At 66.6% G+C, this 21,187-nt stretch carries 19 protein-coding genes; 6 read left to right on the top strand and 13 right to left on the bottom strand.

Annotation, left to right across the window (positions count from 1 at the left end):
* Positions 1-232 precede the first annotated feature (232 nt).
* The 5 genes from F3J20_RS13050 to F3J20_RS13030 form a co-directional block, all read right to left on the bottom strand.
* On the bottom strand, positions 233-1,483 hold the full coding sequence (locus tag F3J20_RS13050; protein WP_167283542.1) for an MFS transporter: 1,251 nt from the start codon (positions 1,481-1,483) through the stop codon (positions 233-235).
* 364 nt (positions 1,484-1,847) lie between these two features.
* A complete protein-coding gene (locus F3J20_RS13045; protein ID WP_167043206.1) occupies positions 1,848-2,723 on the bottom strand; it encodes an HlyD family secretion protein in 876 nt (291 codons plus the stop codon).
* 13 nt (positions 2,724-2,736) lie between these two features.
* The gene (locus F3J20_RS13040) at positions 2,737-2,937 is read right to left on the bottom strand and encodes a DUF1656 domain-containing protein (RefSeq protein ID WP_167043208.1); all 201 of its coding nucleotides are present in this window, start codon (positions 2,935-2,937) and stop codon (positions 2,737-2,739) included.
* Complete coding sequence (locus F3J20_RS13035; RefSeq protein ID WP_167283541.1) at positions 2,927-5,146, bottom strand: FUSC family protein; 2,220 nt, start codon at positions 5,144-5,146, stop codon at positions 2,927-2,929. The genes F3J20_RS13040 and F3J20_RS13035 overlap by 11 nt, the downstream gene beginning before the upstream one ends.
* A gap of 8 nt (positions 5,147-5,154) precedes the next feature.
* The gene (locus F3J20_RS13030; RefSeq protein WP_167283540.1) at positions 5,155-6,849 is read right to left on the bottom strand and encodes an efflux transporter outer membrane subunit; all 1,695 of its coding nucleotides are present in this window, start codon (positions 6,847-6,849) and stop codon (positions 5,155-5,157) included.
* Between the two features lie 255 nt (positions 6,850-7,104).
* On the opposite strand from F3J20_RS13030, the gene F3J20_RS13025 reads away from it, so the two are divergent.
* Positions 7,105-8,043 (top strand): LysR family transcriptional regulator, encoded by a 939-nt coding sequence (locus F3J20_RS13025; protein WP_167043214.1) that lies wholly within the window; start codon positions 7,105-7,107, stop codon positions 8,041-8,043.
* Positions 8,044-8,215: 172 nt separating this feature from the next.
* Positions 8,216-8,437: a hypothetical protein gene (locus tag F3J20_RS13020; protein WP_167283531.1), complete on the top strand. Its 222-nt coding sequence runs from the start codon at positions 8,216-8,218 to the stop codon at positions 8,435-8,437.
* Between the two features lie 72 nt (positions 8,438-8,509).
* Here the strand turns inward: F3J20_RS13020 and F3J20_RS13015 are convergent, their stop codons facing one another.
* From F3J20_RS13015 to wrbA, 4 genes are all read right to left on the bottom strand, one after another.
* Positions 8,510-9,322, bottom strand: a complete 813-nt coding sequence (locus tag F3J20_RS13015; protein ID WP_167283539.1) for a metallophosphoesterase — start codon at positions 9,320-9,322, stop codon at positions 8,510-8,512.
* A gap of 51 nt (positions 9,323-9,373) precedes the next feature.
* Positions 9,374-10,792 carry an FAD-binding oxidoreductase gene (locus F3J20_RS13010; RefSeq protein ID WP_167043218.1) on the bottom strand — a complete coding sequence of 473 codons (1,419 nt, stop codon included), beginning with the start codon at positions 10,790-10,792 and terminating at the stop codon, positions 9,374-9,376.
* Between the two features lie 60 nt (positions 10,793-10,852).
* On the bottom strand, positions 10,853-11,275 hold the full coding sequence (locus F3J20_RS13005) for a DUF2069 domain-containing protein (RefSeq protein WP_345889879.1): 423 nt from the start codon (positions 11,273-11,275) through the stop codon (positions 10,853-10,855).
* 270 nt (positions 11,276-11,545) lie between these two features.
* Positions 11,546-12,148 (bottom strand): NAD(P)H:quinone oxidoreductase, encoded by a 603-nt coding sequence (gene wrbA / locus F3J20_RS13000; protein ID WP_167283537.1) that lies wholly within the window; start codon positions 12,146-12,148, stop codon positions 11,546-11,548.
* Between the two features lie 155 nt (positions 12,149-12,303).
* On the opposite strand from wrbA, the gene F3J20_RS12995 reads away from it, so the two are divergent.
* A complete protein-coding gene (locus F3J20_RS12995) occupies positions 12,304-13,617 on the top strand; it encodes a YihY family inner membrane protein (RefSeq protein WP_205192931.1) in 1,314 nt (437 codons plus the stop codon).
* 73 nt (positions 13,618-13,690) lie between these two features.
* On the opposite strand, the gene F3J20_RS12990 is transcribed toward F3J20_RS12995, so the two are convergent.
* From F3J20_RS12990 to F3J20_RS12980, 3 genes are all read right to left on the bottom strand, one after another.
* Positions 13,691-14,011: an Mpo1-like protein gene (locus F3J20_RS12990; RefSeq protein ID WP_167043226.1), complete on the bottom strand. Its 321-nt coding sequence runs from the start codon at positions 14,009-14,011 to the stop codon at positions 13,691-13,693.
* Between the two features lie 258 nt (positions 14,012-14,269).
* Positions 14,270-15,094 carry an alpha/beta hydrolase gene (locus F3J20_RS12985; RefSeq protein ID WP_167283536.1) on the bottom strand — a complete coding sequence of 275 codons (825 nt, stop codon included), beginning with the start codon at positions 15,092-15,094 and terminating at the stop codon, positions 14,270-14,272.
* Entirely contained in the window at positions 15,091-16,497 is a 1,407-nt protein-coding gene (locus F3J20_RS12980; RefSeq protein WP_167283535.1) for an O-acetylhomoserine aminocarboxypropyltransferase, read from the bottom strand. Before F3J20_RS12980 ends, F3J20_RS12985 begins: the two co-directional genes overlap by 4 nt.
* A gap of 287 nt (positions 16,498-16,784) precedes the next feature.
* Here F3J20_RS12980 and F3J20_RS12975 point away from each other — a divergent pair, with 287 nt between their 5' ends.
* The 3 genes from F3J20_RS12975 (at position 16,785) to aroC (ending at position 20,664) form a co-directional block, all read left to right on the top strand.
* Positions 16,785-17,249 (top strand): CBS domain-containing protein, encoded by a 465-nt coding sequence (locus F3J20_RS12975; RefSeq protein ID WP_167043232.1) that lies wholly within the window; start codon positions 16,785-16,787, stop codon positions 17,247-17,249.
* A gap of 154 nt (positions 17,250-17,403) precedes the next feature.
* Positions 17,404-19,341 (top strand): MFS transporter, encoded by a 1,938-nt coding sequence (locus F3J20_RS12970; protein ID WP_167283534.1) that lies wholly within the window; start codon positions 17,404-17,406, stop codon positions 19,339-19,341.
* 222 nt (positions 19,342-19,563) lie between these two features.
* Complete coding sequence (gene aroC, locus F3J20_RS12965) at positions 19,564-20,664, top strand: chorismate synthase (protein ID WP_167283533.1); 1,101 nt, start codon at positions 19,564-19,566, stop codon at positions 20,662-20,664.
* 263 nt (positions 20,665-20,927) lie between these two features.
* Here the strand turns inward: aroC and F3J20_RS12960 are convergent.
* On the bottom strand, positions 20,928-21,187 hold a 260-nt coding region (locus F3J20_RS12960; RefSeq protein WP_205299284.1), incomplete at its 5' end, for a 4Fe-4S dicluster domain-containing protein.

Raw genomic sequence — 21,187 nt, 5'->3', positions numbered from 1 at the left:
GCGTCTTGCGATCCTAAACGGGGACCACCTCTAACTCTCCTCGGCGTTAAAGCAAACGTGCCTCCAATACAGTCGGATAACTCTGAAATTTGCTCGCGGATCTTGCAACGCGGATAAGCGCTTCGGGACCCATACCCTCAAGACATCACCCATCCCGACCGTTCCAAAAGAAAAAGGCGCCCCAAGGCGCCTTTTCCCCGCATGCAACCGCATGCAGCATCCACTCAAACCATCACGCTTTCGCGCGCTTCCCCTCGATATCCGGCAGCAGCACCGTCAGCACGCCGATCAGCGGCAGGAACGAGCAGACCTTGTAGACGAACGCGATGCTCGTCGCGTCGGCGAGCTGGCCGAGCACGGCTGCACCGACTCCGCCCAGGCCGAACGCGAAGCCGAAGAACAGCCCCGCGACCATGCCGACCTTGCCGGGAATCAGTTCCTGCGCGTAGACGAGGATCGCCGAGAACGCCGAGGCCAGCACCACGCCGATCACGACCGTCAGCACGCCGGTCCAGAACAGGTTCGCGTACGGCAGCAGCAGCGTGAACGGCGCGACGCCGAGGATCGACACCCAGATCACGTACTTGCGGCCGATCTTGTCGCCGATCGGCCCGCCGATCACCGTGCCCGCCGCGACCGCCGCGAGGAACACGAACAGATGGATCTGTGCGGCCTGCACCGACAGATGGAACCGGTCGATCAGATAGAACGTGAAGTAGCTGTTGATGCTCGCGAGGTAGAAGTATTTCGAGAACACGAGCAGCACCAGCACGCTCATCGCCATGACGATCTTGTTGCGCGGCAGCGTCGCGTGGGTCGCCTGGCCGCGCGCTTTCTTGACCGACGGATGACGCTTGTACCAGCGCCCGATCTGCGTGAGCACGACGATCGCGACGAGCGCCGCCGCCGAGAACCACGCAATGCTGCCCTGGCCGTGCGGATACACGATCAGCGCGGCGAGCAGCGGTCCGAGCGACGAACCCGCGTTGCCGCCGACCTGGAACAGCGACTGCGCGAGCCCGTGGCGGCCGCCCGAGGCCATGCGCGCGACCCGCGACGATTCCGGATGGAACACCGACGAGCCGCAGCCGACCAGCGCGGCGGCGATGAGCAGCATGCCGAAGCTCGACGCGACCGACATCAGCAGCAGGCCGGCGAGCGTGAAGCCCATGCCGACCGGCAGCGAATACGGCTTCGGATGCTTGTCGGTATAGCTGCCGACGAGCGGCTGCAGCAGCGACGCCGTGATCTGGTAAGTCAGCGTGATGAGGCCGATCTGCCCGAACGACAGCGAGAAGTTCTCCTTGAACATCGGGTAGATCGCGAGAATCAACGACTGGATCATGTCGTTGAGCAGGTGCGAGAAGCTGATCGCGCCGAGCACGGAGTAAACCGTGCGCTGGACTTTGGCGACGGCCGGCGCAGCGGCAGAGGGGGAAGGGGGCGCGCCGGCGAGGGCGTTTTTATCGAGGCTCGTTTCCATACGCTAGATGAAGGAGATCAAGGCACACAGTGAAGGTGAGAAACCGGCGGCCGACGCGTGCGGGGCCTGGCGTGTGCTCTTCATGCCCCCTTCATGCTCCCTTTTGTCGTCTTCAGGGTTTTTTTGCGGTCTTTGTCGGTGTCTCACGCGAAATCCGCGGCGTGGGGCCGCGTCAACCAATGTTTGTAAGCATGGGTCGAAGTGTAATGTGGCTTGAGCGAATTGTGCGGACAAGTTTTGTCGCGAATCGGACGCACAAGCGAAGGCGGCAGGCGATTCGGGTTTCGATTCGCCTGCCGCCCTCGCTGCTTTCCGACGCTGCTTGATGTTCCCCTGCGCTCCCCGCCGCCCCGCGGCGGCCCGATCAACTCGCCTTGCGCGTCGCCGGCCGCACGATCACCGTGCAGGTCGTGCCCGCGGCCAGCATCACGTCGTCGGGCACGGAATCGATCTTCACGCGCACCGGCACGCGTTGCGCGAGGCGCACCCAGTTGAAGGTCGGGTTCACGTCGGCGAGCAGTTCATGGCTTTGCGGATTGTCGCGGTCGTAGATGCCGCGCGAGATGCTTTCCACGTGGCCTTGCAGCGTGCCGCCGCTCATCAGCTTCACTTCGGCCTTGTCGCCGATGCGCACGTGCGGCAGCTTGGTTTCCTCGAAGTAGCCGTAGACCCAGAACGAATGGCTGTCGACGATCGCGAGCTTGGCGGCGCCCGCGGTCGCGTAGTCGCCACGGAACACGCTGAGGTTCGTCACGTAGCCGTCGACCGGCGAGACGACGCGCGTGCGTTCGAGATTCAGCTTCGCGGCGTCGAGCGCGGCGAGCGCCTGCTGGTAGGCGGCCTCGGCGGCCGACGCCGTATGCGTCGCGTTTTCGCGGTTTTCCTTCGACACCACGAGCGCATCCATGTCGGCGCGCCGTTGCGCGTCGTCGCGCCTCATCTGCAATTCGGCCTTGCGTGCGGCAACCGCCGCCTGCGCCTGCTCGACGGCGATCTGGTAGTGCGACGGATCGATCTGCATCAGCAGGTCGCCCTTCTTCACGAGCTGGTTGTCCTTGACCGGCAGATCGACGATCGCGCCCGACACGTCGGGCGCGACGTTGACGATCTCGGCGCGCACGCGCCCGTCGCGGGTCCACGGTTCGTCCATGTAATGGACCCACAGCACGCGGCCAATCAGGATCGCGACGATAAAAATGACGGCTGTCGCGACGAAGCCCACAAGATTTCGGATGGTCATGATTCGACTCTGATCAACGATAAACGGCGAGGCCGAGAAGGCCGCACACGGACACGAGCAAGCTGGCCCGGAACAGGGAGGGGTGCCACACCACGCGATAGAGGCCCGTATAGGCGAGCACGCGGTCGAGCACCCAGGTCAACGCGGAGCCCGCGATAAAAAGCAGCACGATGGCCGGCACGTAGGCATCGAGTACGGCGATATCACGTGGCATGAGGAGCTCCTTCTTCTGACGCGCCGCTCGCCCCATGCCGTGCGCCGATCGCCGAGGCGAGCGGCGACTGCGGATCGAGCAGCGCGGTACGGATGAAATGCAGTTGACTGAGAATGCGCAGCAATTGGTGGCGTTCTTCGCGCGTCGGCGTGAAGCGGCTCATCATCTGCTGCACTTCGGCGATCGCGTCGGCGGTTGCAGCGAGCGCGCGCTCGAAGCGGTCTTCGCGCGGCCGCTCGAAGAGCTCGTTCAAGGCCTCGAGCAGGCCGCGCAGCGCGACGCGCCACGGCGTCGAGCGGTCATGGCGCGGCTCGGCCGGCAGCGCCGCCACTTCGCCGCGCAGATCGATCACCGCGTTGCCGACTTCGAGCACCGAGAACAGCCAGCGCAGCGTGTCGCGCTTCGTTTCAGGCTCGTTCGGCGAGAGCGCGTTGATCTGGCACATCAGATCGCGCGCGCCGCTCTCGAAGCGCGAACGCACGTGGCGCATGCCCGCACTGCCGGCGAGCACGACCTGGCGGCGCAGATCGACGAGCAGGCGGTTGCGCAGCCATGGCGTCGACGGCGGCAGCAGCACCGCGAACGCAACCGACGACACGAGCATCGACAGCACGAGCGCGAGCGCGTCGTTCATGAACGCGCTCGGGTCGTAGTGCATGACGTTGTCCGGGCCGGCGAGAAAGCAGAAGAAGATGCAGTAGCCCACGCCGTAGCCCGCGAGCGCCGGGCGCGTGGTCATGAACACGCCGAGCAGCAGGAACGGCGTGAGCGCGGCGCACAGCAGCGCGAAGCCGTCGATGTGCGGATACACGCCGAATACCGCGATCATGCCCATCAGCGTCGCGAGCACGGTGCCGCCGGCCATCTGGAACGCGGAGCGCTTCGGGTCCGGCGTCGATGCCACGAGCGCGCTGGTGGTCGCCGCGTTCAGCGTCAGCGTCGCACCGCTCGGCCACGCGGTCGCGATCCAGAACGCGCCGACCACGACCATCACGATTGCGGCACGCAGACCGGCGACGCCCGCCGCGATCGCGTTGGTCTTCGGCTCGTAGCGCTCGATCCAGCGTTCGCGCTCGTGCGTGTCGACCACCAGCGAGGCGTAGGTGGCCGCGTAGGCGTGCAGATCGTCGATGAAGCGGTAGAGCAGTTCGGCGGCGGTGTCGAAGTCGAGCAGCGGCGCGTCGGGCTGCGTTTCCAGTTCGCCGCGCGTCGCGCGCACGCGCTTCGGCAGTTCGGCCTTGTAGGTCTCGAGCTGGGCCGCGGCGTGCGCGGCATCGGTCGCGGTGAGCACCGGCTCGCCCGACTTCGCGAGCAGCGGCGCGATCTCCCTGAAGTACGGCTCGAGCGCCGCGATCGCGATCGCGGCGCCCGGCGTGCCGCTCGCGTGCAGACGGTTCATCAGCTGATGCAGCGCGTGAAAGCGCGTCGAGGCGGTCATGAACTCGCTGTTCAGACGCGCGAGCCGGCCGCCGCGCATGCGCGAGTAGTGCCCCTCGAATACGGCGATGCTGCGCGCCGCCTCGAAGCCGACGATATCGGCGACGAAGCGCGCATTGGTCGCCTCGATCTGCGCGCGGTCGTTGCGCCCGGCGAGCGACGCCGACACGTAGTCGACGAAGGCCGAGAAACGCGCGCGCACGGTGCTGCGCATCTGCAGGCCGGCGAACTGCGGGAACACGAGGCCGCTGACCGCGCCCGCGCAGACGATGCCGACCACGACTTCGACGACCCGCGTGAGCGCGCTGAGGAACGCGCCGTCCGGGTGCTGCGAGGCGGGAATGCCGATCAGCGAGGCCGTGTAGCCGGCCAGCACGAAGCCGTACGAGCGGAAGTTGCGGTTGCGCGCGGCGCCCGCGGTGCAGATGCCGATCCAGATCGCCGTCGAGAGGATGAACAGTTCGGGCTGCTGCGCGAACAGGCCGATCAGCGCGAGCATCACGACGAGACCGACGAGCGTGCCGCAGATCCGGTAGAAGCTCTTCGCGAACACCGCGCCGCTTTGCGGCTGCATCACGATGAACACGGTGGTCATTGCGGTGCGCGGCTGCGGCAGGTCGAGTTTCATCGCGATGCCGAGCGCGAGAAAGCACGCGGCGAGCGCCTTGAACATGTAGATCCACGTGAGGCCGTCGGTGCGCGCCCAGTCGGCGGCCGCCGCGTACCACGCGGCGAGCGAGGCCGGGCGGGCGGTGGTGGGAGAGGTGGACATGGCCTTTCTCACTCGGCCGCGCGCGCGTGAGCCGCGCGCGTGGTGACGGCGGCGGGAGCATGGGTGGCGCTGAGGCTGGCTGCGTGGTTTGCCGCAGCCGTTGGTTGGGCTGCTGGTGTCGTTGCCTGTGCCGCCGCTTGCGTTACTGCTTGCGTCGCTGCCTTCGCATCCGTCCCGGCGCCGGTGCTCTTTGCGGCGTCGCTCTTGCCTTTACCCTTGCCGTGCGCCGGCAGCGTCTCGCTGTCCTGCGGACCATCGGCCGGCTCGTCGAGTCCTCCGCCGAGCGCGGTCATCAGCGACGCATGCGCGCCGAGGCGCTCGGCCTCGATCGTCGCGACGCCTTCCTGTGCGCGCAGCAACTGGCTTTGCGCGACCAGCACGTTCAGATAATCGGTCAGGCCGCGCCGGTAGCCCTCGCGCGACAGCTCGTAGTTCTTGCGGGCCGCGGCAACCGAGCGGTCGGCATCGTCGGCCTGGGTCGCGAGCGAACGCATGCGGATCACCTGGTCGGAGATGTCCTTCAGCGCGCCCACGATCGACTGGTTGTAGCGCTCGACCGCTTCGTCGTAGCCCGCCGAGGCCGCGCCGAGCTGCGAGCGCAGCCGGCCGCCGTCGAAGATCGGCAGCGACAGCGCCGGCCCCACGCTCCAGCTATGCGACGGATTCTTCAGGAACTGGAACAGCGGCCCCATGGCCGCGTAGCCGCCGATCGACGCAAGCAGGTCGATGTCCGGATAGAAGTCGGCCTTGGCGACGTCGATGCCGCGAGCCTGCGCGGCGACGGTCCAGCGCGCCGCGACGACGTCGGGCCGGTGGCCGATCAGGTCGGCGGGCAGCGCGGCCGGCAGACCGGCGGGCGCCGCGCCCAGCGCGAGCGTCGGGCGCGTGATCGCATCGCCCGCGCCCGGACCCTTGCCCGCGAGCGCGGCCAGCTGATTGCGGCCGAGCGCGATCTTTTCCTCGAGTTCGTCGATGCGGCGCTCGTACTCGGGCATCGGCGTCTCGGCCTGGCTCACTTCGAGCTGCGTGCCGATGCCGCCCTTGAGACGCCGGTTCGCGAGGTCGACGATTTGCTGCTGTTGCTGCAGCGTTGCCCTGGCGATATCGAGCAGCGCGTAATTCATCGACATCTCGATATAGGTGCGCACGACGTTGGCCTGCAGTTCGAGCTGCGCGGCGCGCGCGTCGGCGGCACTCGCGTGGGCGAGGTCGAGCGCGCGCTCGGCGGCGTTCCTGTCCTTGCCCCAAAGGTCGAGGTGATAGGCGAGGGCGAGCGTGCCGGTGTTGTTCCACGACTGCTCGCCCGCGAGCGGCCCCGGACCGTAGAACACGTTGTCGGCCCACCGCTGACGCTGGATCGACAGGCTGCCGTTGACCTGCGGCGCGAGCGCCGCGCGCGCGACGCCGGCCATCGATGCCGCCTCGCGCACGCGCGCCTGCGCGACCGCGAGGCTCGGGTTGCCGGCCTGCGCGTCGGCGATCCACAGGTTCAGCTGCGGATCTTGATAGGCACGCCACCAGTCGGCGGCGGGCCACTGCGCGTCGGCATTCGCGGCGCGGATCGCGTTGCCCGCGTCGAGCGATGCCGGGGCGACCGCGCTCGCCTGCGGTGCGATGCCTCCGGTACTTGCGCATCCCGCGATTGTTATTAAGATCGTAAGAACCGCGGCTGCGGCGATCCCTCTGGGTACCGGAGACTGCACGATTTCCTCCAAAATTGACTATAGAACCTTGTGCGCAATTATATTTTTTGATTGATTGGGGAATAACCGGTAAAGGTGCAAGGCATCGTTGCGCTACATGAGACAATTGCCTTTGCGGATCGTGTAACAATCGCGGCCAATTAACCGGCATTGTTCGGCGCTGCCTTGCAGCGGGCCGGAACGGATGCCGGGGCGTCTATTCCGGGGCGGCGGCCGAAGCGCCGCTCACGCCGGATCGACAGAGGGGGGAGGAGTATGGACACGCTTCAAAACATGCGCGTATTCGTCCGCGTCGTCGAGGCGGGCAGCTTCACGGGCGCCGCGCAGCATTTGAATACGACGACGGCCTACGCGTCGCGCGCGGTCTCCGATCTGGAAACGCATCTGCGCACGCGGCTCCTGAACCGCACGACGCGCCGCATCGCGCTGACCGAGGCCGGCGAGCGCTATCTGCAACGCTGCGAGCAGATTCTCGCGTATGTGGATCAGGCCGAGGCCGAGGCCAGCGACGCGCACGCGCGCCCGTCCGGCAAGCTCAAGGTTCACGCGATGACGAGCTTCGGCCAGCACTACGTGGTGCCGGCCGTGGGGCGTTATCAGGAGCGCTACCCGGACGTGCATATCGAGCTGACGCTCGCGCAGCGCATGCCCGATCTGCTCGACGAGGGCTTCGACGTGTCGTTGACGCTCGCGACCGGCCTGCCCGATTCGGGCCTCGTGTCGCAGCGCCTCGGCAGCGCGTTCAGCATCGTGTGCGCGTCGCCCGCGTATCTGGAACAGCATGGCGTGCCGCAAACGCCGGCGGACCTGGCGCGCCATACGTGCCTGCAAATGATCGCGCCGGTGTTTCCGCCCGACAAATGGACCTTCGACGGTCCGAACGGCGAGGAAACCGTGGCGCTCGGCACGACCCCGTTCCAGGTGAACGTGGCCGAGGCGATGGTCGTGGCCGTTCGCCAGGGCATGGGCATCGGCCTGATTCCGATCTATTCGGCGATCAGCGGTTTGCGCAGCGGCGACCTCGTGTGGTTGTTGCCCGAATACACGTCGCAGGAAATGAACCTGTATGCGCTGTATCCGTCGCGGCAGTATCTCGACGCGAAGATTCGCACGTGGGTCGAATTCCTGCGCGACGAATTGCCGGCGACGCTCGCCGCCGATCACGCGGAGTTGCGGAAGTTCGCGCGTTCGTGAGAGGGCGCCGCGCCCTGAGCGCTTCTCGCGCATGCGCGCGCCCTGCCTGATGTAGGGGAACGGCGGGGCGCCGCGTGGCGTGACAGCCTGTTACATACGCGCTGCGCCGCAACACTTCCTTACTTTTCGCGCGCGGGTGATTTGCTAACGTGTGGTTCACGCGCCGCCGCTCTTGCAGCAGGCGCTGGATTCGCCGCCGTTCGGCACCTCGCAACCACTGAAGGACGACAAATTCATGGATACGCACCTGATGATCGGCGTGGCCGTCATGTTTGGACTGATCGGCATCGCGGCATCGCGCGATCTGCTGCGCCGCATGCGCGAACAGCAGCCGCAACTCGTGCCGGTCGAGATCGAACCGCAGGATGCGCAGCGCCAGCGTCGCGAGCATTGAACGCTTGAACCAGGCCGCGCGGTTCGGCGCATCCGCGCGCCGGATTTCAACCCGCGCTGTCAAGCGCCGATTTCAACCACCGATTTCAATCACCTTATCCCACGCAAACTGCGGATTCTCCCACTGCCCGTTGCGCCGGTCGAAATAGCCGCGCGGATTGCACACGACGCGCGTGCCGCCCACCGTATAGTCGAACGACGTATGCGTGTGGCCGTGAATCCATAGCGCGACCGGCGCGCGCACGAGTTCCGGCAAATGATTGACGAAGCCCGCCGAGACGCGGTCCTCGGCATAGCGCCCGGCGAGACTCAGCCGATGCGGCGCATGATGCGTGACCACGATCGTCTTGCCGGCGAACGGCTTCGCCAGTTCGGTTTCGAGCCACGCGCGCGACCGCCGGTGCAGCGCGAGCGAGTCGGCCGGCGTGAAGTCGCGCGCGGCGTCGTGCGTGTCGTGCGGCCAGTTCATCTGGATCAGCCCGCGATAGTCGAGCATCACGCGGCGCGCGGCCTCGATCGACTCTTCGATTGCCTCGGGTGTCGCGCCGTATAGCGCGAAGTCGGTCCACAGCGTCGTGCCGAGCACGCGCCAGCGGCCTTGCGGGTCGACGAGCGCGGCGTTGTTCAGCACGTGCACGTTGTCGACCTGCGCGGCCGCGTCGATGAGCGCGCTTTCGAGCGCGCCGAATTCACCGCCGTAGTACTCGTGGTTGCCGGGTACGTAGACGACCGGCACCGTGTCGTCGAAGGTTTGCGCGGCCCAGCGCGGACCGGCCGCATGGTTGTGGATGTCGCCGGCCAGCACGATGAGGTCCGCATGCGCATGCGGAACCAGTTCGGGTTCGTCGTTTTCCAGATGCAGATCGGACAGCACGCGAATCTTCACGGACGCGACTCCTGCAAGCGCCTGCGCACCGGAGCGTGCAGGCTTCGAACCCTAGCGTAGCACCTTACCCGGGTTCATCAGATTGAGCGGATCGAGCGCCTGTTTCACCGCGCGCATCATCCGCACCTCGACGTCCTGCTTGTAGTGCGCCGCCTCGTCGATCTTCAACTGGCCGAGCCCGTGCTCCGCACTGATGCTGCCGCGATGCGCGTGCACGCTGTCGTAGACGATCCGGTTGATCGGGCTCTGGTATTCCTGCAGAAACGCCTTCGCGTCGAGGCCCTCGGGCGCCTGCACGTTGTAGTGCAGATTGCCGTCGCCGAGATGGCCGAACGTGACCATGCGCGCGCCCGGCGCGGCCTCGGCGATGGCGGCGTCGGTCGCCTCGATGAAGTGGCCGATGCGCGAGATCGGCACCGCGATGTCGTGCTTGATGTTCAGCCCTTCCTCGGCCTGGGCGAGCGGAATGTGCTCACGTAGATTCCAGAACGCGCGCGACTGCGCGAGGTTTTCCGCGACCACCGCATCTTCGACGAGACCCTGTTCGAGCGCCGTTTCCATCAGCCCCTCGAATAGCGTGCGCGCGTGTTCCTCGCTCTCGCTGTCCGACAGTTCGAGCAGCACGACCTGCGCGTGCGGTTCGGCGAACGGATAGCGCATCTGCTCGAAATGCCGGCCGACGAGACGCAGGCAGAAATCCGACATCAGTTCGAAACCGGTCAGAAGCGGCCCGGCGACGCTTTGCGTGAGCGCGAGAAAATCGAGCGCCGCATGAGGAGAGGCGAGCGCGGCGAGCGCGGTCACGCGCGCGGCCGGCTGCGGATGCAGCTTCAGCACCGCCGCGGTGATGATGCCGAGCGTGCCTTCCGCGCCGATGAACAGATCGCGCAGATCGTAGCCGGTGTTGTCCTTGCGCAGGCCGCGCAGACCGTCCCACAGCTCGCCTTGCGGCGTCACGACTTCGAGGCCGAGGCACAGCTCGCGCGTGTTGCCGTAGCGCAGCACGCCGGTGCCGCCCGCGTTGGTCGACAGATTGCCGCCGATCGTACAACTGCCTTCGGCGGCAAGGCTCAGCGGAAACAGACGTCCGGCCGCTTCGGCGTGCTTGTGCACCTCGGCGAGGATCACGCCGGCTTCGACGGTGATCGTGTTGTTGTGCGGATCGATGTCGCGCACGCGGTTGAGCCGCCGCAGGCTGAGGACCGCCTGCGCGCCGCTCGCGTCGGGCGTTGCGCCGCCGGCGAGCCCGGTGTTGCCGCCTTGCGGCACGAGCGCGATGCGATGCTCGGCGGCGAGTTTCACGAGCGCCGCGACTTCCGCGGAGGTGGCCGGGCACAGTACCGCGCACGCGGCGCCCGTGTAGCGGCGGCGCCAGTCGGTGAGATAGGGCGCGGTGTCGTGCGGGTCGGTCAGGACGTGGGCCGCGCCGATGGCGTCGCGGCAGGCGGTGAGAAAGTCGGTCGGGGTCATGGGGGCAGCTCGGTCAGGTTGAGGTGCGGGGCGTGGGACAAGTCGTTCGGGGCGGTCTGCTCAGTCATGCCGGGTTTCGCTGCCAGCGGTGCCGTTGGCCGCCTCGGCGGCCGCCTGCTTCGCCCGCCGTTTCGCCGCGCGCTTGAACGGTCCGACATACGCGAGTGTGCTCGCAAAAAAAATCACCGCGAGCACGGCTTGCAGCCAGCCGAGACGCGCGCTGAGTCCGTGATCGCTCCAGCCGCGCACGACACCTTCGGCGAAATACAGCAGGATCAGCATCGACGCCCATTGCAGCGTATAAAGCCGGCGCCGCCACACGCCCGGCAACGCGGACAGCAACGGCAACGCCTTGAGCACGAGCAGCGAGCCGCCCGGACGCAGCGGCGCGAGCCACCCTTCCCAGGTGACGGCCAGCGCGATCATCGCGACGAGCGTGACAGCGGCGACGCGCGCGGCGGTGGTTTTCGGCTGCACGGGCACGGCGGTGGCGTGCAACGAGGCGCCGGCCGCGAGGGGAGCGTGCGGCGCCTGCGCTGCGTGCGGTGCATTCGCGGCGTGGCTGGGCGGGTTCGCGGCCCGGGATTCGGCACGGTGCGCATGCGTGGCTCGACGGCTATCCTCGCGCTCGGCTGGCTGCAGATCGGGATCGTTCACGGCTTTTCGCTCACGCTTGGTTGCTCGCTTGATTGCCTGCTTGTTCGCTCGCTCGCTCGTTTATCTGGCTACCTGGCTACCCAGTCAGTCACTCGCTCACGGTCTTTCGGTCAGCGACGCCGCCGTGCGCGCGACGCGTGCGCCGAGCGCCATCGCGAGCGTTTTCTCGTCGGCGGAGATGCCTTGCCCGGCCGTGCCTGCGCGCGCGAAATGCGATGCGCCGTAGGGCGTGCCGCCGGTTTGCGTGGTCGAGAGCGCGCTCTCGGTGTACGGAATGCCGACGAGCAGCATGCCGTGATGCAGGAGCGGCAGCATCATCGAGAGCAGTGTGGATTCCTGGCCGCCGTGCAGGCTGCCGGTCGACGTGAACACGCAGGCCGGCTTGCCGGCGAGCGCGCCCGAGAGCCACTGCGGCGTGGTGCCGTCGAGAAAATATTTGAGCGCGGCCGCCATGTTGCCGAAGCGGGTCGGCGAGCCGAGCGCGAGGCCCGCGCATTCCTCGAGGTCGCGCAGCTCGACGTAGGGCGGCCCTTCGGCGGGGATGTCCGGCTCGCTCGCCTCGCAGACCGTGGAAACCGCCGGCACGGTGCGCACGCGCGCCTGCATGCCGGGAACGCTGTCGACGCCGTACGCAATCGCGAGCGCAAGTTCGCGTGTGGCGCCATGACGGCTGTAATAAAGCACGAGAATGTCTTTCATAGGCCTCATCGGTGAACGGGTATTATAGGGGCTCGGTCCGCTGCACAGGCCGCTCATGGCCATTCGGCCAGGTGCGTTCGGCCTCGCGCCGCGTGCGGTCCGCGCAGTCCCGCGGTAGTGGTTTATCTGGCGGTTCAGTCAGCAAGGAGGCAGGTTTGTTGTCCAGGGTGCGTTTCGATCTCGACACGCTCAGGCGGCTCGCGCAGTTTGCCGCGCAACGCATCGGCGAGGACCGGATTCCGCAGGTCGCGGGCAGCCTGACGTTCACGACCATGCTCGCGCTCGTGCCGCTCGCCACGGTGGCGTTCGCGCTGTTCACCGCGTTTCCCATCTTCAGTTCGTTCCAGGCGTCGCTGCAGTTTTTTCTCGCCGACCACCTGATGCCCGCGCAGCTGAACGACCAGATTTTCAAGTATCTGAACCAGTTCGCCTCGAAGGCCAAGGGGCTGACGACGATCGGCATGATCATCCTGTTCGTCACCGCGGTCATGACGATGATGACCGTCGAATCGGCGTTCAACGTGATCTGGCGCGTGCGCAAGGCGCGGCCCGTCGCGCAGCGCGTGCTGGTCTACTGGGCGATCATCACGCTCGGGCCGATCCTGATCGGCGTGAGCCTGTCCATTTCGTCGTATCTGTTCACGCAATCGATGTCGTTCTCGGCCGCGCAGCGCATCACGCCGCTGATCGAATGGGCGCTCGCGGGCGCCGCGCTGCCGCTCACCGCGCTCGCGTTCACGATTCTTTACGTTTATCTGCCGAACTGCCGTGTCGAATGGCGCGACGCGGTGATCGGCGGCGTCATTGCGGCGGTCGCCTTCGAACTCGGCAAGCGCGGTTTCGGCTATTACGTGCGCCGCATTCCGACCTATACCGCGGTATATGGCGCGTTCGCCGCCGTGCCGCTGTTCCTGCTGTGGATGTACCTGTGCTGGTTCATTACGCTCACGGGCGCGATGATCTCGTCGGCCTTGCCGGCGATCCGCATCGGCCAGTTTCACCGGCCCGTTTTCAACGGCAGCAATCTGTTCGATTCGCTCGAACTGCTCGCGCGGCTCTCGGAGGCGCGCGAGGCCGGCAAGCCGGGCTACACGATGCCCGAGCTCGCGCGCATGCTTCGCCGCGATATGGACACGACGCTGATGCTGCTGCAGCGGCTCGAGGAGATCGAGTGGATCGCGCGCCTGCAGGAAGACCGGGCCGGGCCGCACTACGTGCTGGTCGTGAACCCGGCACAGGCCACGGTGCAGCGGCTCTTCGATCTGTTCGTGATCGACCGCGCGGAACTCACGTATCAGCTCGAACTCGAGTCGACGCGCGTGGACAGCGAGATGCTGCTGGCGGCGCTCGATAACGACAGGCTGAAGCTCACGCTCGCCGCGCTGCTGGCGGCACGCGCGGCCACAAGGTCGGCCCGGGCAGCGGGAAGCGCGCGCGAGGCGGCTTCGCTGCCGCATCCGGCGGCGTGAGGTTGCGGTTCGCAGCGGTGGGTTTCTGCCGCAACGACGGCTCGAAGCCACAACACGCAATTGCAGCACGCAACTACAGCGAGATTTTCCCCACGCAGATGTCCTTGAACATCACCCAGTCTCCCATCAGGCTGTAGAGCGGATGGCGGAAGGTGGCCGGCTTGTTCTTCTCGAAGAAGAAATGGCCGATCCACGCAAAGCCGTAGCCGCAGATCACCGCCGCAGGCAGCCATAGCCAGTCGCCGGTGGCGAGCGCCATGGCGAGGCAGCCGATCACGCCAAGCGAGCCGACGAAGTGCAGCCGCCGCGAGACCGGGTTGCGATGCTCGCTGAGGTAGTACGGGTAAAACTCCGCGAAATTCGCGAAGTGATCGGTGTGCGCTGTATGAGCCATGGTGGCCTCCGGATAGAACGCAGCTTATGGATGCAGCCCGATTACCGGCCCGTTGCCCGTGGTTGCCCGCCGTTGCCGCGAGGAGGTTTTGCCGCGCGTCGGCGTGGTGTTATCGGACATGGACTGAAAAAGACTGGCTTCGAACATTTTCCGGCTGTCGCGCGTCGCGTGCAACCTGGCCATTCGGCCGATGGCAGGGCGCGTTTGGCTCCGGTATCTTGACCATTCGCGACGACTTCCTCTGCGACACCGCGACACCTAGCGCGGCGCTCGCGCAGCGAAGCTGAACAGCGCATCGAGCGTTGCGTCGGGCTGCTCGGTCATCAAGGCGTGGCCCGCGTCGAGCGTGATCGTGTCGATCGGCGTGCCGGCCTGCGCGAGCGCGCCGGCGATTGCCTGCGCGGCGCGCGGCGGCGTCATCGCATCGCGCCGGCCGACGATCAGCCGCGTCGCGCAGCGCACCTGAGCCGCGCGGGCGAGGCCGTCGGCGTAGGTGTGGCAGGCGGTGAAGTCGGTATGGAACAGGTGCGGTTCGCCGCTCGCCGAAACGTGTTCCATGAGCCGCTGGTTCATGCCGTGCAGCCAGAAGCCCGGGCCCGGGCAGGACGGCTTGGCCGCCAGCGTCGAGTGCGACCACTGGTTGACCATGCCGATCGCCTCGGGCTCGCGGTTGAGTGCGGCGTCGAGCAATGCGTCGGAGACGGCCATCGGCATCGCGGTCGCGAGCAGCGCGAGATGCGTCGCGCGTTCGGGGTAGCGGCCCGCGAAGTCGAGCGCGATCAGCGAGCCCATGCTGTGGCCGGCCACGAACGCACGCGCGACGCCCACGGCGTCGAGCAGCGCGGCGAGCCAGTCGGCCATCGCCGGCACGCTCGTGAGCGCGGGGCCGGCACTGCGGCGGTGGCCCGGCAGGTCGACCGCGAGCACGCCGAAGCCGTGGTGCGCGAAGTAGCGGCTTTGCAGCGCCCACACACTGTGGTCGTGTTCGGCGCCGTGAATGAACACCGCGGCGGGCAGGCTGGGGTCGAACGGTTTGCCGCCGGTATAGGCGTAGGCGGCTTGGCCCTGAACGCTGACGATCATGCGGACTCCGGGCAGGACGGGGGCGTGGCGCCAGATGGGGCGGGGGCGAGGCTTGCGGCGGCGGCGTTCTGCTGCGCGGCGTCAGCGTTGGCGCGCGGCGTCGCGGCGGCCTGCGCCCCGGCTTTCTGGGCGGCCTTCAGCGCGCGCTTGAGATCGTCGATCAGGTCGTCGGGGTCTTCGAGACCGATCGACAGGCGGATCGTGCTTTCCGTGATGCCCGCCTCGGCGAGCGCGGCGGCGTCCATGCGGAAATGTGTCGTCGAGGCCGGATGGATCACGAGCGAGCGCGCGTCGCCGACGTTCGCGAGGTGCGAGAACAGCGACAGCGCTTCGATGAACGCGCGCCCGGCCGCGCGGTCGCCGCGCAGATTGAAGCTGAACACCGCGCCGGCGCCGCGCGGCAGCAGCCGCTGCGCGAGCGCGTGATCGGGATGCGTTGGCAACTCGGGGTAAGCGACCGTTTCGACCGCGGCGTGAGCGGCGAGGAACTCGACCACGCGCCGCGTATTGGCGACGTGCCGTTCCATGCGCAGCGGCAGTGTCTCGATGCCTTGCAGCAGTTGCCACGCGGCCTGCGGATGCAGGCACGCACCGAAGTCGCGCAGACCTTCGCGGCGGGCGCGCAGCAGGAACGGCGCGACGGTGCTTTCCTCGGCGAACACCATGCCGTGAAAGCCGTCGTAGGGCTCGGTCAATTCGGGAAAGCGGCCCGAGGCGTCGAAGTCGAACGTGCCGCCGTCGACCAGCACGCCGCCGATCGTCGTGCCGTGGCCGCCGAGAAACTTGGTCGCCGAGTGATAGACGAAGTCGGCGCCGTGCTCGAAGGGCCGCAGCAGATAGGGCGTCGTGAAGGTCGAGTCGACCAGCAGCGGCACGCGGTGTGCGTGCGCGATCTGCGCGAGCGCGGCGATGTCGAGCACGTCGAGGCCCGGATTGCCGAGCGTTTCGCCGAACAGCAGGCGCGTATTGGGACGCAGCGCCGCCCGCCACGCGTCGAGGTCGCCGGGCTTGACGAAGCTCGTCTCGATGCCGAAGCGCCGCAGCGTGTAGTGCAGCAGATTGTGCGAGCCGCCGTACAGCGCGCTCGAGGCGACGATATGCGAGCCCGCGCCCATCAGCGTGACGATCGCGAGGTGGAGCGCGGCTTGGCCGCTCGCGGTGCCGATCGCGCCTGCGCCGTTTTCGAGCGCGGCCACGCGTTCCTCGAATACGGCGACGGTCGGGTTCGAAATGCGCGAGTAGACATGGCCGGCGCGCTCCATGTTGAAGAGCGCCGCGGCGTGATCGGGATCGCGAAACGAAAACGAGGTAGTCTGGTAGATAGGCGTGGCGCGCGCGCCGGTGACGGGGTCGGGCGCGGCGCCGGCGTGCAGCGCAAGCGTATCGAAACGGTTGGCGGACATCGTGGGCGGCGGGGCCACGGGCGGCCTCGCAAAGGATGAGGGTGGCCGGCCATCGTATCACCGGCGCGCGCCGTATCAAGCGCGGCTTTCCCGCGGGGCTGTCCGCGAGTCCGCCGGCCTGTGCCCGGAGGGCGGAGCGCGACGCGTTCATGCCGGCGCACGGATCCGGCATGATGCAAGCGCCGTCGCGCCAGGCCGGGCGGCCCGCTTTCCTTTTATGGGCCTTTCCGCTAGGATCGAAAAATCATTTCATGCATTGCCAGACGAGTGGTATCAGGAGATAGATCATGCGAGTCAGCGACATTCTTAAGGTCAAGGGCAACACCCTTTTTACGGTCACGCCGGATACCGCGCTGCATGAGGCCGTCAATACAATGGCCGAGCACGATATCGGCTCGCTCGTGGTGATGGAGTACGGCGATCTCGTCGGCATGCTGACGTTTCGTGAAATCATCATGACGTTGAGCAAGAATGGCGGCAGCGTCGGCACCTCCACGATCCGCAAGGTGATGGACGATCATCCGCTCACCTGCACGCCGGAAACCGACGTCAACGAAGTGCGCCGCATGATGCTCGAACACCATGTGCGTTATCTGCCGGTCATGGAGAGCCGCACGTTGATGGGCGTGATTTCGTTCTACGACGTCGCGAAGGCGGTGGTCGAAGAGCAGGGTTTCGAGAACCGCATGCTCAAGGCTTATATCCGCGACTGGCCGGAAGAACAGCAGCAGGAGCAGCAGCCGACGCGCTGATGCGTGTCGATCCGGCGTCGCGCCCGGGCTCATGCCGCGGGCGCGAATCTGCTCACAGAGCGTGCGCGCAGGCGCGCGCTTTTTTTCTGCCCGATTTTCTGCCCGGTCGCCGGACGGGCAACGCGCGATTTTCCCGCGCCCTTTCCCCAACCTCATGAACGATCGTCCCTTGCCTGCCGCCCGTCGCGCCGCTCGCGCGCATGAAGCGCACGAATCCCAGTTCCGTCTGCTGCGCCAGCGCCGTTTCGCGCCGTTTTTCTGGACGCAGTTCCTCGGCGCGATGAACGACAACGTCTTCAAGATCGGCTTCACGTCGCTCGTCACGTATCAGGCGGCGCGTTTTTCCGGCGTCGATCCGAAAACCGCGGCGTTCCTGATCTCGGCGATCTTCATTCTGCCGTTCGTGCTGTTCTCGGCCACGTCCGGCCAGATCGCCGACAAGTACGACAAGGCGAAGCTCACGCGGCTCGTCAAGAGCTTCGAGATCGTGGTGATGCTGATCGGCGGCGCGGGCTTCTGGCTGCATGCCGCGCCGCTGCTGTATCTGTGCACGTTCCTGATGGGCGTGCATTCGACCGTGTTCGGGCCGGTCAAGTACTCGTATCTGCCGCAGCATCTGTCGGAGGCGGAACTGGTCGGCGGCAACGGCATGGTCGAGATGGGCACCTTCGTCGCGATCCTGATCGGCACGATCATCGGCGGCGCGGGCGCGGGGATGGTCGGGCACGGCGCGCTGGTGCTCGCCTGCGCGTGTATCGCGATCGCGCTGGTCGGCCGCGTCGTGTCGGGCTTCGTGCCGGCCACGCCGGCGCCGCAGGCCGATCTGCGCATCAACTGGAATCCGTTCAGCGAAACGTGGCGCAACCTGAAGCTCGCGCGCGAAAACCGCACCGTGTTCCTGAGCCTGCTCGGCATTTCGTGGCTGTGGTTCATCGGCGCGACGTTTCTCGCGTCGTTCTTCAATTTCGCGAAAGACGTGCTCTCGGCCGACCCCGACGTCGTGACCGTGCTGCTCGGCACCTTCTCGATCGGCATCGGCATCGGCTCGCTGCTGTGCGAACGGCTCTCGAAGCGGCGCATCGAAATCGGCCTCGTGCCGCTCGGCTCGATCGGCATGAGCGTGTTCGCCATCGACCTCTTTTTCGCAAGCCATGCACTGCCGCCGGCCGGGCATCTGCTGAGCGTCGGCGAGTTTCTCGGCCGCTTCGCGCATTGGCGCGTGCTCGCCGACCTGTTCCTGCTCGCGCTGTTCGGCGGCCTGTACAGCGTGCCGCTTTATGCGCTGATCCAGAGCCGCAGCCAGCCGAGCCATCGCGCGCGCATTATCGCCGCGAACAATATCCTCAATTCGCTGTTCATGATCGTCTCGGCGCTGATGGCGATGGTGCTGACCTCGGCCGGCTTCAGCATTCCGGCGATCTTCCTCGTCACCGCGCTGCTGAATGTCGTGGTCGCGTGCTACATCTATTCGCTCGTGCCCGAGTTCCTGCTGCGCTTCATCGCGTGGCTGCTCGTGCACACGTTCTACCGGATCCGGCTCGTGCACGCCGAGCGGATTCCGCAAGAGGGCGCGGCCGTGCTCGTGTGCAATCACGTAAGTTTCGTCGATGCGATCGTGATCATGGCCGAGAGCCCGCGGCCGATCCGCTTCGTGATGGATCATCAGATATTCAAGTCGCCGTTCGTCGGCTGGCTGTTCCGCGATGCGAAGGCGATTCCGATCGCGCCCGCGCACGAGGACGCCGCGTTGCTCGCGCAAGCCTACGACCGTTGCGCGCAGGCGCTCGCCGAGGGCGAACTCGTGTGCATCTTCCCGGAAGGCAAGCTCACGCGTACCGGCGAGATGAATCCGTTCCGTCACGGCGTGACCGAGATCGTCAAGCGCACGCCGGCGCCGGTCATTCCGATGGCGCTGCGCGGGTTGTGGGGCAGCGTGTTTTCGCGCGCCGTCGATACGCACTGGCCGCGGCCCATCGGGAAGGGGATGATGAGCCGGCTGAGTCTCGCGGTGGGCGAGCCGATCGAGCCGGAGCAGGCGACGCCCGAACGGCTGCAGGAAATCGTGACCGAGCTGCGCGGCGCGCGGAAATAGCGCGGGGCGCGATGGCGGCGGTGGCGGTCATGATGGCGACTGTCGCGGCGGTCCTGGCTTCTTCGGCCATCCCGGTAGCCGGCCGTCTACTGTGTCGCAACCGCTCCGGCTTTTCGGCTCGCTTCCGCGCCGATCGTTCTCTCAGACCTGATCGGCGATGCCCGGTCAAGCCCGGCGGGCTGGCATAATAGCGGCTTCCCCGCATTTCTTTGGACGACGCTCATGTCCGGCAACACGCTCGGTACGCTTTTCACTGTCACGACCTTCGGCGAATCGCACGGCCCCGCTATCGGCTGCGTGATCGACGGCTGCCCCCCGGGCATGGCGCTCAACGAAGCCGATATCCAGTTCGAACTCGATCGCCGCAAGCCGGGCACGTCGCGCCACGTCACGCAGCGCCAGGAAGAAGACAAGGTCGAGATCCTGTCGGGCGTGTTCGAAGGCAAGACCACCGGCGCACCGATCGCGCTGCTGATCCGCAATACCGACCAGCGCAGCAAGGACTACGGCAACATCGCCGACACCTTCCGCCCAGGTCACGCCGACTACACCTACTGGCAGAAATACGGCATTCGCGACTATCGCGGCGGCGGCCGTTCGTCGGCGCGGCTGACGGCGCCGACAGTGGCGGCCGGCGCGGTCGCGAAGAAGTGGCTGCGCGAGAAATTCGGCACCGAAATTCGCGGCCATATGGCGGCGCTCGGCGAGATCGACGTGCCGTTCGTCGACTGGGCGCAGGTGCACGAGAATCCGTTCTTCGTGCCGAACGCCGACATCGTGCCGCAACTCGAAGCGTATATGGACGCGCTACGCAAGGACGGCGATTCGATCGGTGCGCGCATCAACGTGGTGGCGTCCGGTGTGCCGGTCGGTCTCGGCGAGCCGCTGTTCGATCGCCTCGATGCCGACATCGCGCACGCGATGATGGGCATCAACGCGGTGAAGGGCGTCGAGATCGGCGCGGGTTTCGCGAGCGTGGCGCAACGCGGCTCCGTGCATGGCGACGAGCTGACGCCGGAAGGTTTCGTCGGCAATAACGCGGGTGGTGTGCTCGGCGGTATTTCGACGGGGCAGGACATCACGGTGTCGATCGCGATCAAGCCGACGTCGAGCATCCGTACGCCGCGTCGTTCGATCGACAAGGCGGGGCAGCCAGCCATCGTCGAAACGTTCGGGCGGCATGACCCGTGCGTCGGCATTCGCGCGACGCCGATCGCCGAGTCGATGCTCGCGCTCGTGCTGATTGATCATGCGCTGCGGCATCGGGGGCAATGCGGCGATGTTTCGGTGAGCACGCCGAAGATCGCGGCGAGCGCGCCTTAACGCGGGTCCCGCTGATGCGGCGCCGTAAGCGCGTCGCGCAGCGGACTACCGTATCGACGATTTCAGGATTGAATGGATTGGCGTGTGCGACCGGGCGAGACCCGGTCGTGCACGAGCCATCGTCATAAGAGAAAACGGCGAAGGGGCAGCAAAACGCCGAAGAGAGCGTATAGACGATAGCGCGAACGCACTATCGAAACTTGCCCCCGCAACGCAGTTCTTCTGTTCCGAACAGTGCGCCGCGAAGGCAAGCCAAACATCAATCACATATTCGGGTAGTTCGGCCCGCCACCACCTTCCGGCGTGACCCACACGATGTTCTGCGTCGGGTCCTTGATGTCGCAGGTCTTGCAGTGCACGCAGTTCTGCGCATTGATCACAAGCCGCTCGTTGCCGTCATCGTTCTTGACGAATTCATACACGCCAGCGGGGCAGTAGCGCGACTCCGGACCCGCATAGGTCTGCCAGTTGACGTTGACCGGCACGGTCGGGTCTTTCAGCGTCAGATGCGCGGGCTGGTTCT

Origin of the sequence: Paraburkholderia sp. Cy-641, assembly GCF_011752945.1 — a bacterium.
Classification (GTDB): Bacteria; Pseudomonadota; Gammaproteobacteria; order Burkholderiales; family Burkholderiaceae; genus Paraburkholderia.
This window is presented reverse-complemented; position numbering and strand designations above follow the sequence as displayed.

Bases quoted from the DNA above. Each gene is read 5' to 3' on its own strand.
- F3J20_RS12970 (WP_167283534.1), top strand. From the start codon at position 17,404: ATGAACGATCGTCCCTTGCCTGCCGCCCGTCGCGCCGCTCGCGCGCAT.
- F3J20_RS13010 (WP_167043218.1), bottom strand. From the start codon at position 10,792: ATGACCCCGACCGACTTTCTCACCGCCTGCCGCGACGCCATCGGCGCG.
- F3J20_RS12990 (WP_167043226.1), bottom strand. From the start codon at position 14,011: ATGGCTCATACAGCGCACACCGATCACTTCGCGAATTTCGCGGAGTTT.
- F3J20_RS12980 (WP_167283535.1), bottom strand. From the start codon at position 16,497: ATGTCCGCCAACCGTTTCGATACGCTTGCGCTGCACGCCGGCGCCGCG.
- F3J20_RS12975 (WP_167043232.1), top strand. From the start codon at position 16,785: ATGCGAGTCAGCGACATTCTTAAGGTCAAGGGCAACACCCTTTTTACG.
- F3J20_RS13025 (WP_167043214.1), top strand. From the start codon at position 7,105: ATGGACACGCTTCAAAACATGCGCGTATTCGTCCGCGTCGTCGAGGCG.
- F3J20_RS12985 (WP_167283536.1), bottom strand. From the start codon at position 15,094: ATGATCGTCAGCGTTCAGGGCCAAGCCGCCTACGCCTATACCGGCGGC.
- aroC (WP_167283533.1), top strand. From the start codon at position 19,564: ATGTCCGGCAACACGCTCGGTACGCTTTTCACTGTCACGACCTTCGGC.
- F3J20_RS13040 (WP_167043208.1), bottom strand. From the start codon at position 2,937: ATGCCACGTGATATCGCCGTACTCGATGCCTACGTGCCGGCCATCGTG.
- F3J20_RS13045 (WP_167043206.1), bottom strand. From the start codon at position 2,723: ATGACCATCCGAAATCTTGTGGGCTTCGTCGCGACAGCCGTCATTTTT.
- wrbA (WP_167283537.1), bottom strand. From the start codon at position 12,148: ATGAAAGACATTCTCGTGCTTTATTACAGCCGTCATGGCGCCACACGC.
- F3J20_RS13035 (WP_167283541.1), bottom strand. From the start codon at position 5,146: ATGTCCACCTCTCCCACCACCGCCCGCCCGGCCTCGCTCGCCGCGTGG.
- F3J20_RS13050 (WP_167283542.1), bottom strand. From the start codon at position 1,483: ATGGAAACGAGCCTCGATAAAAACGCCCTCGCCGGCGCGCCCCCTTCC.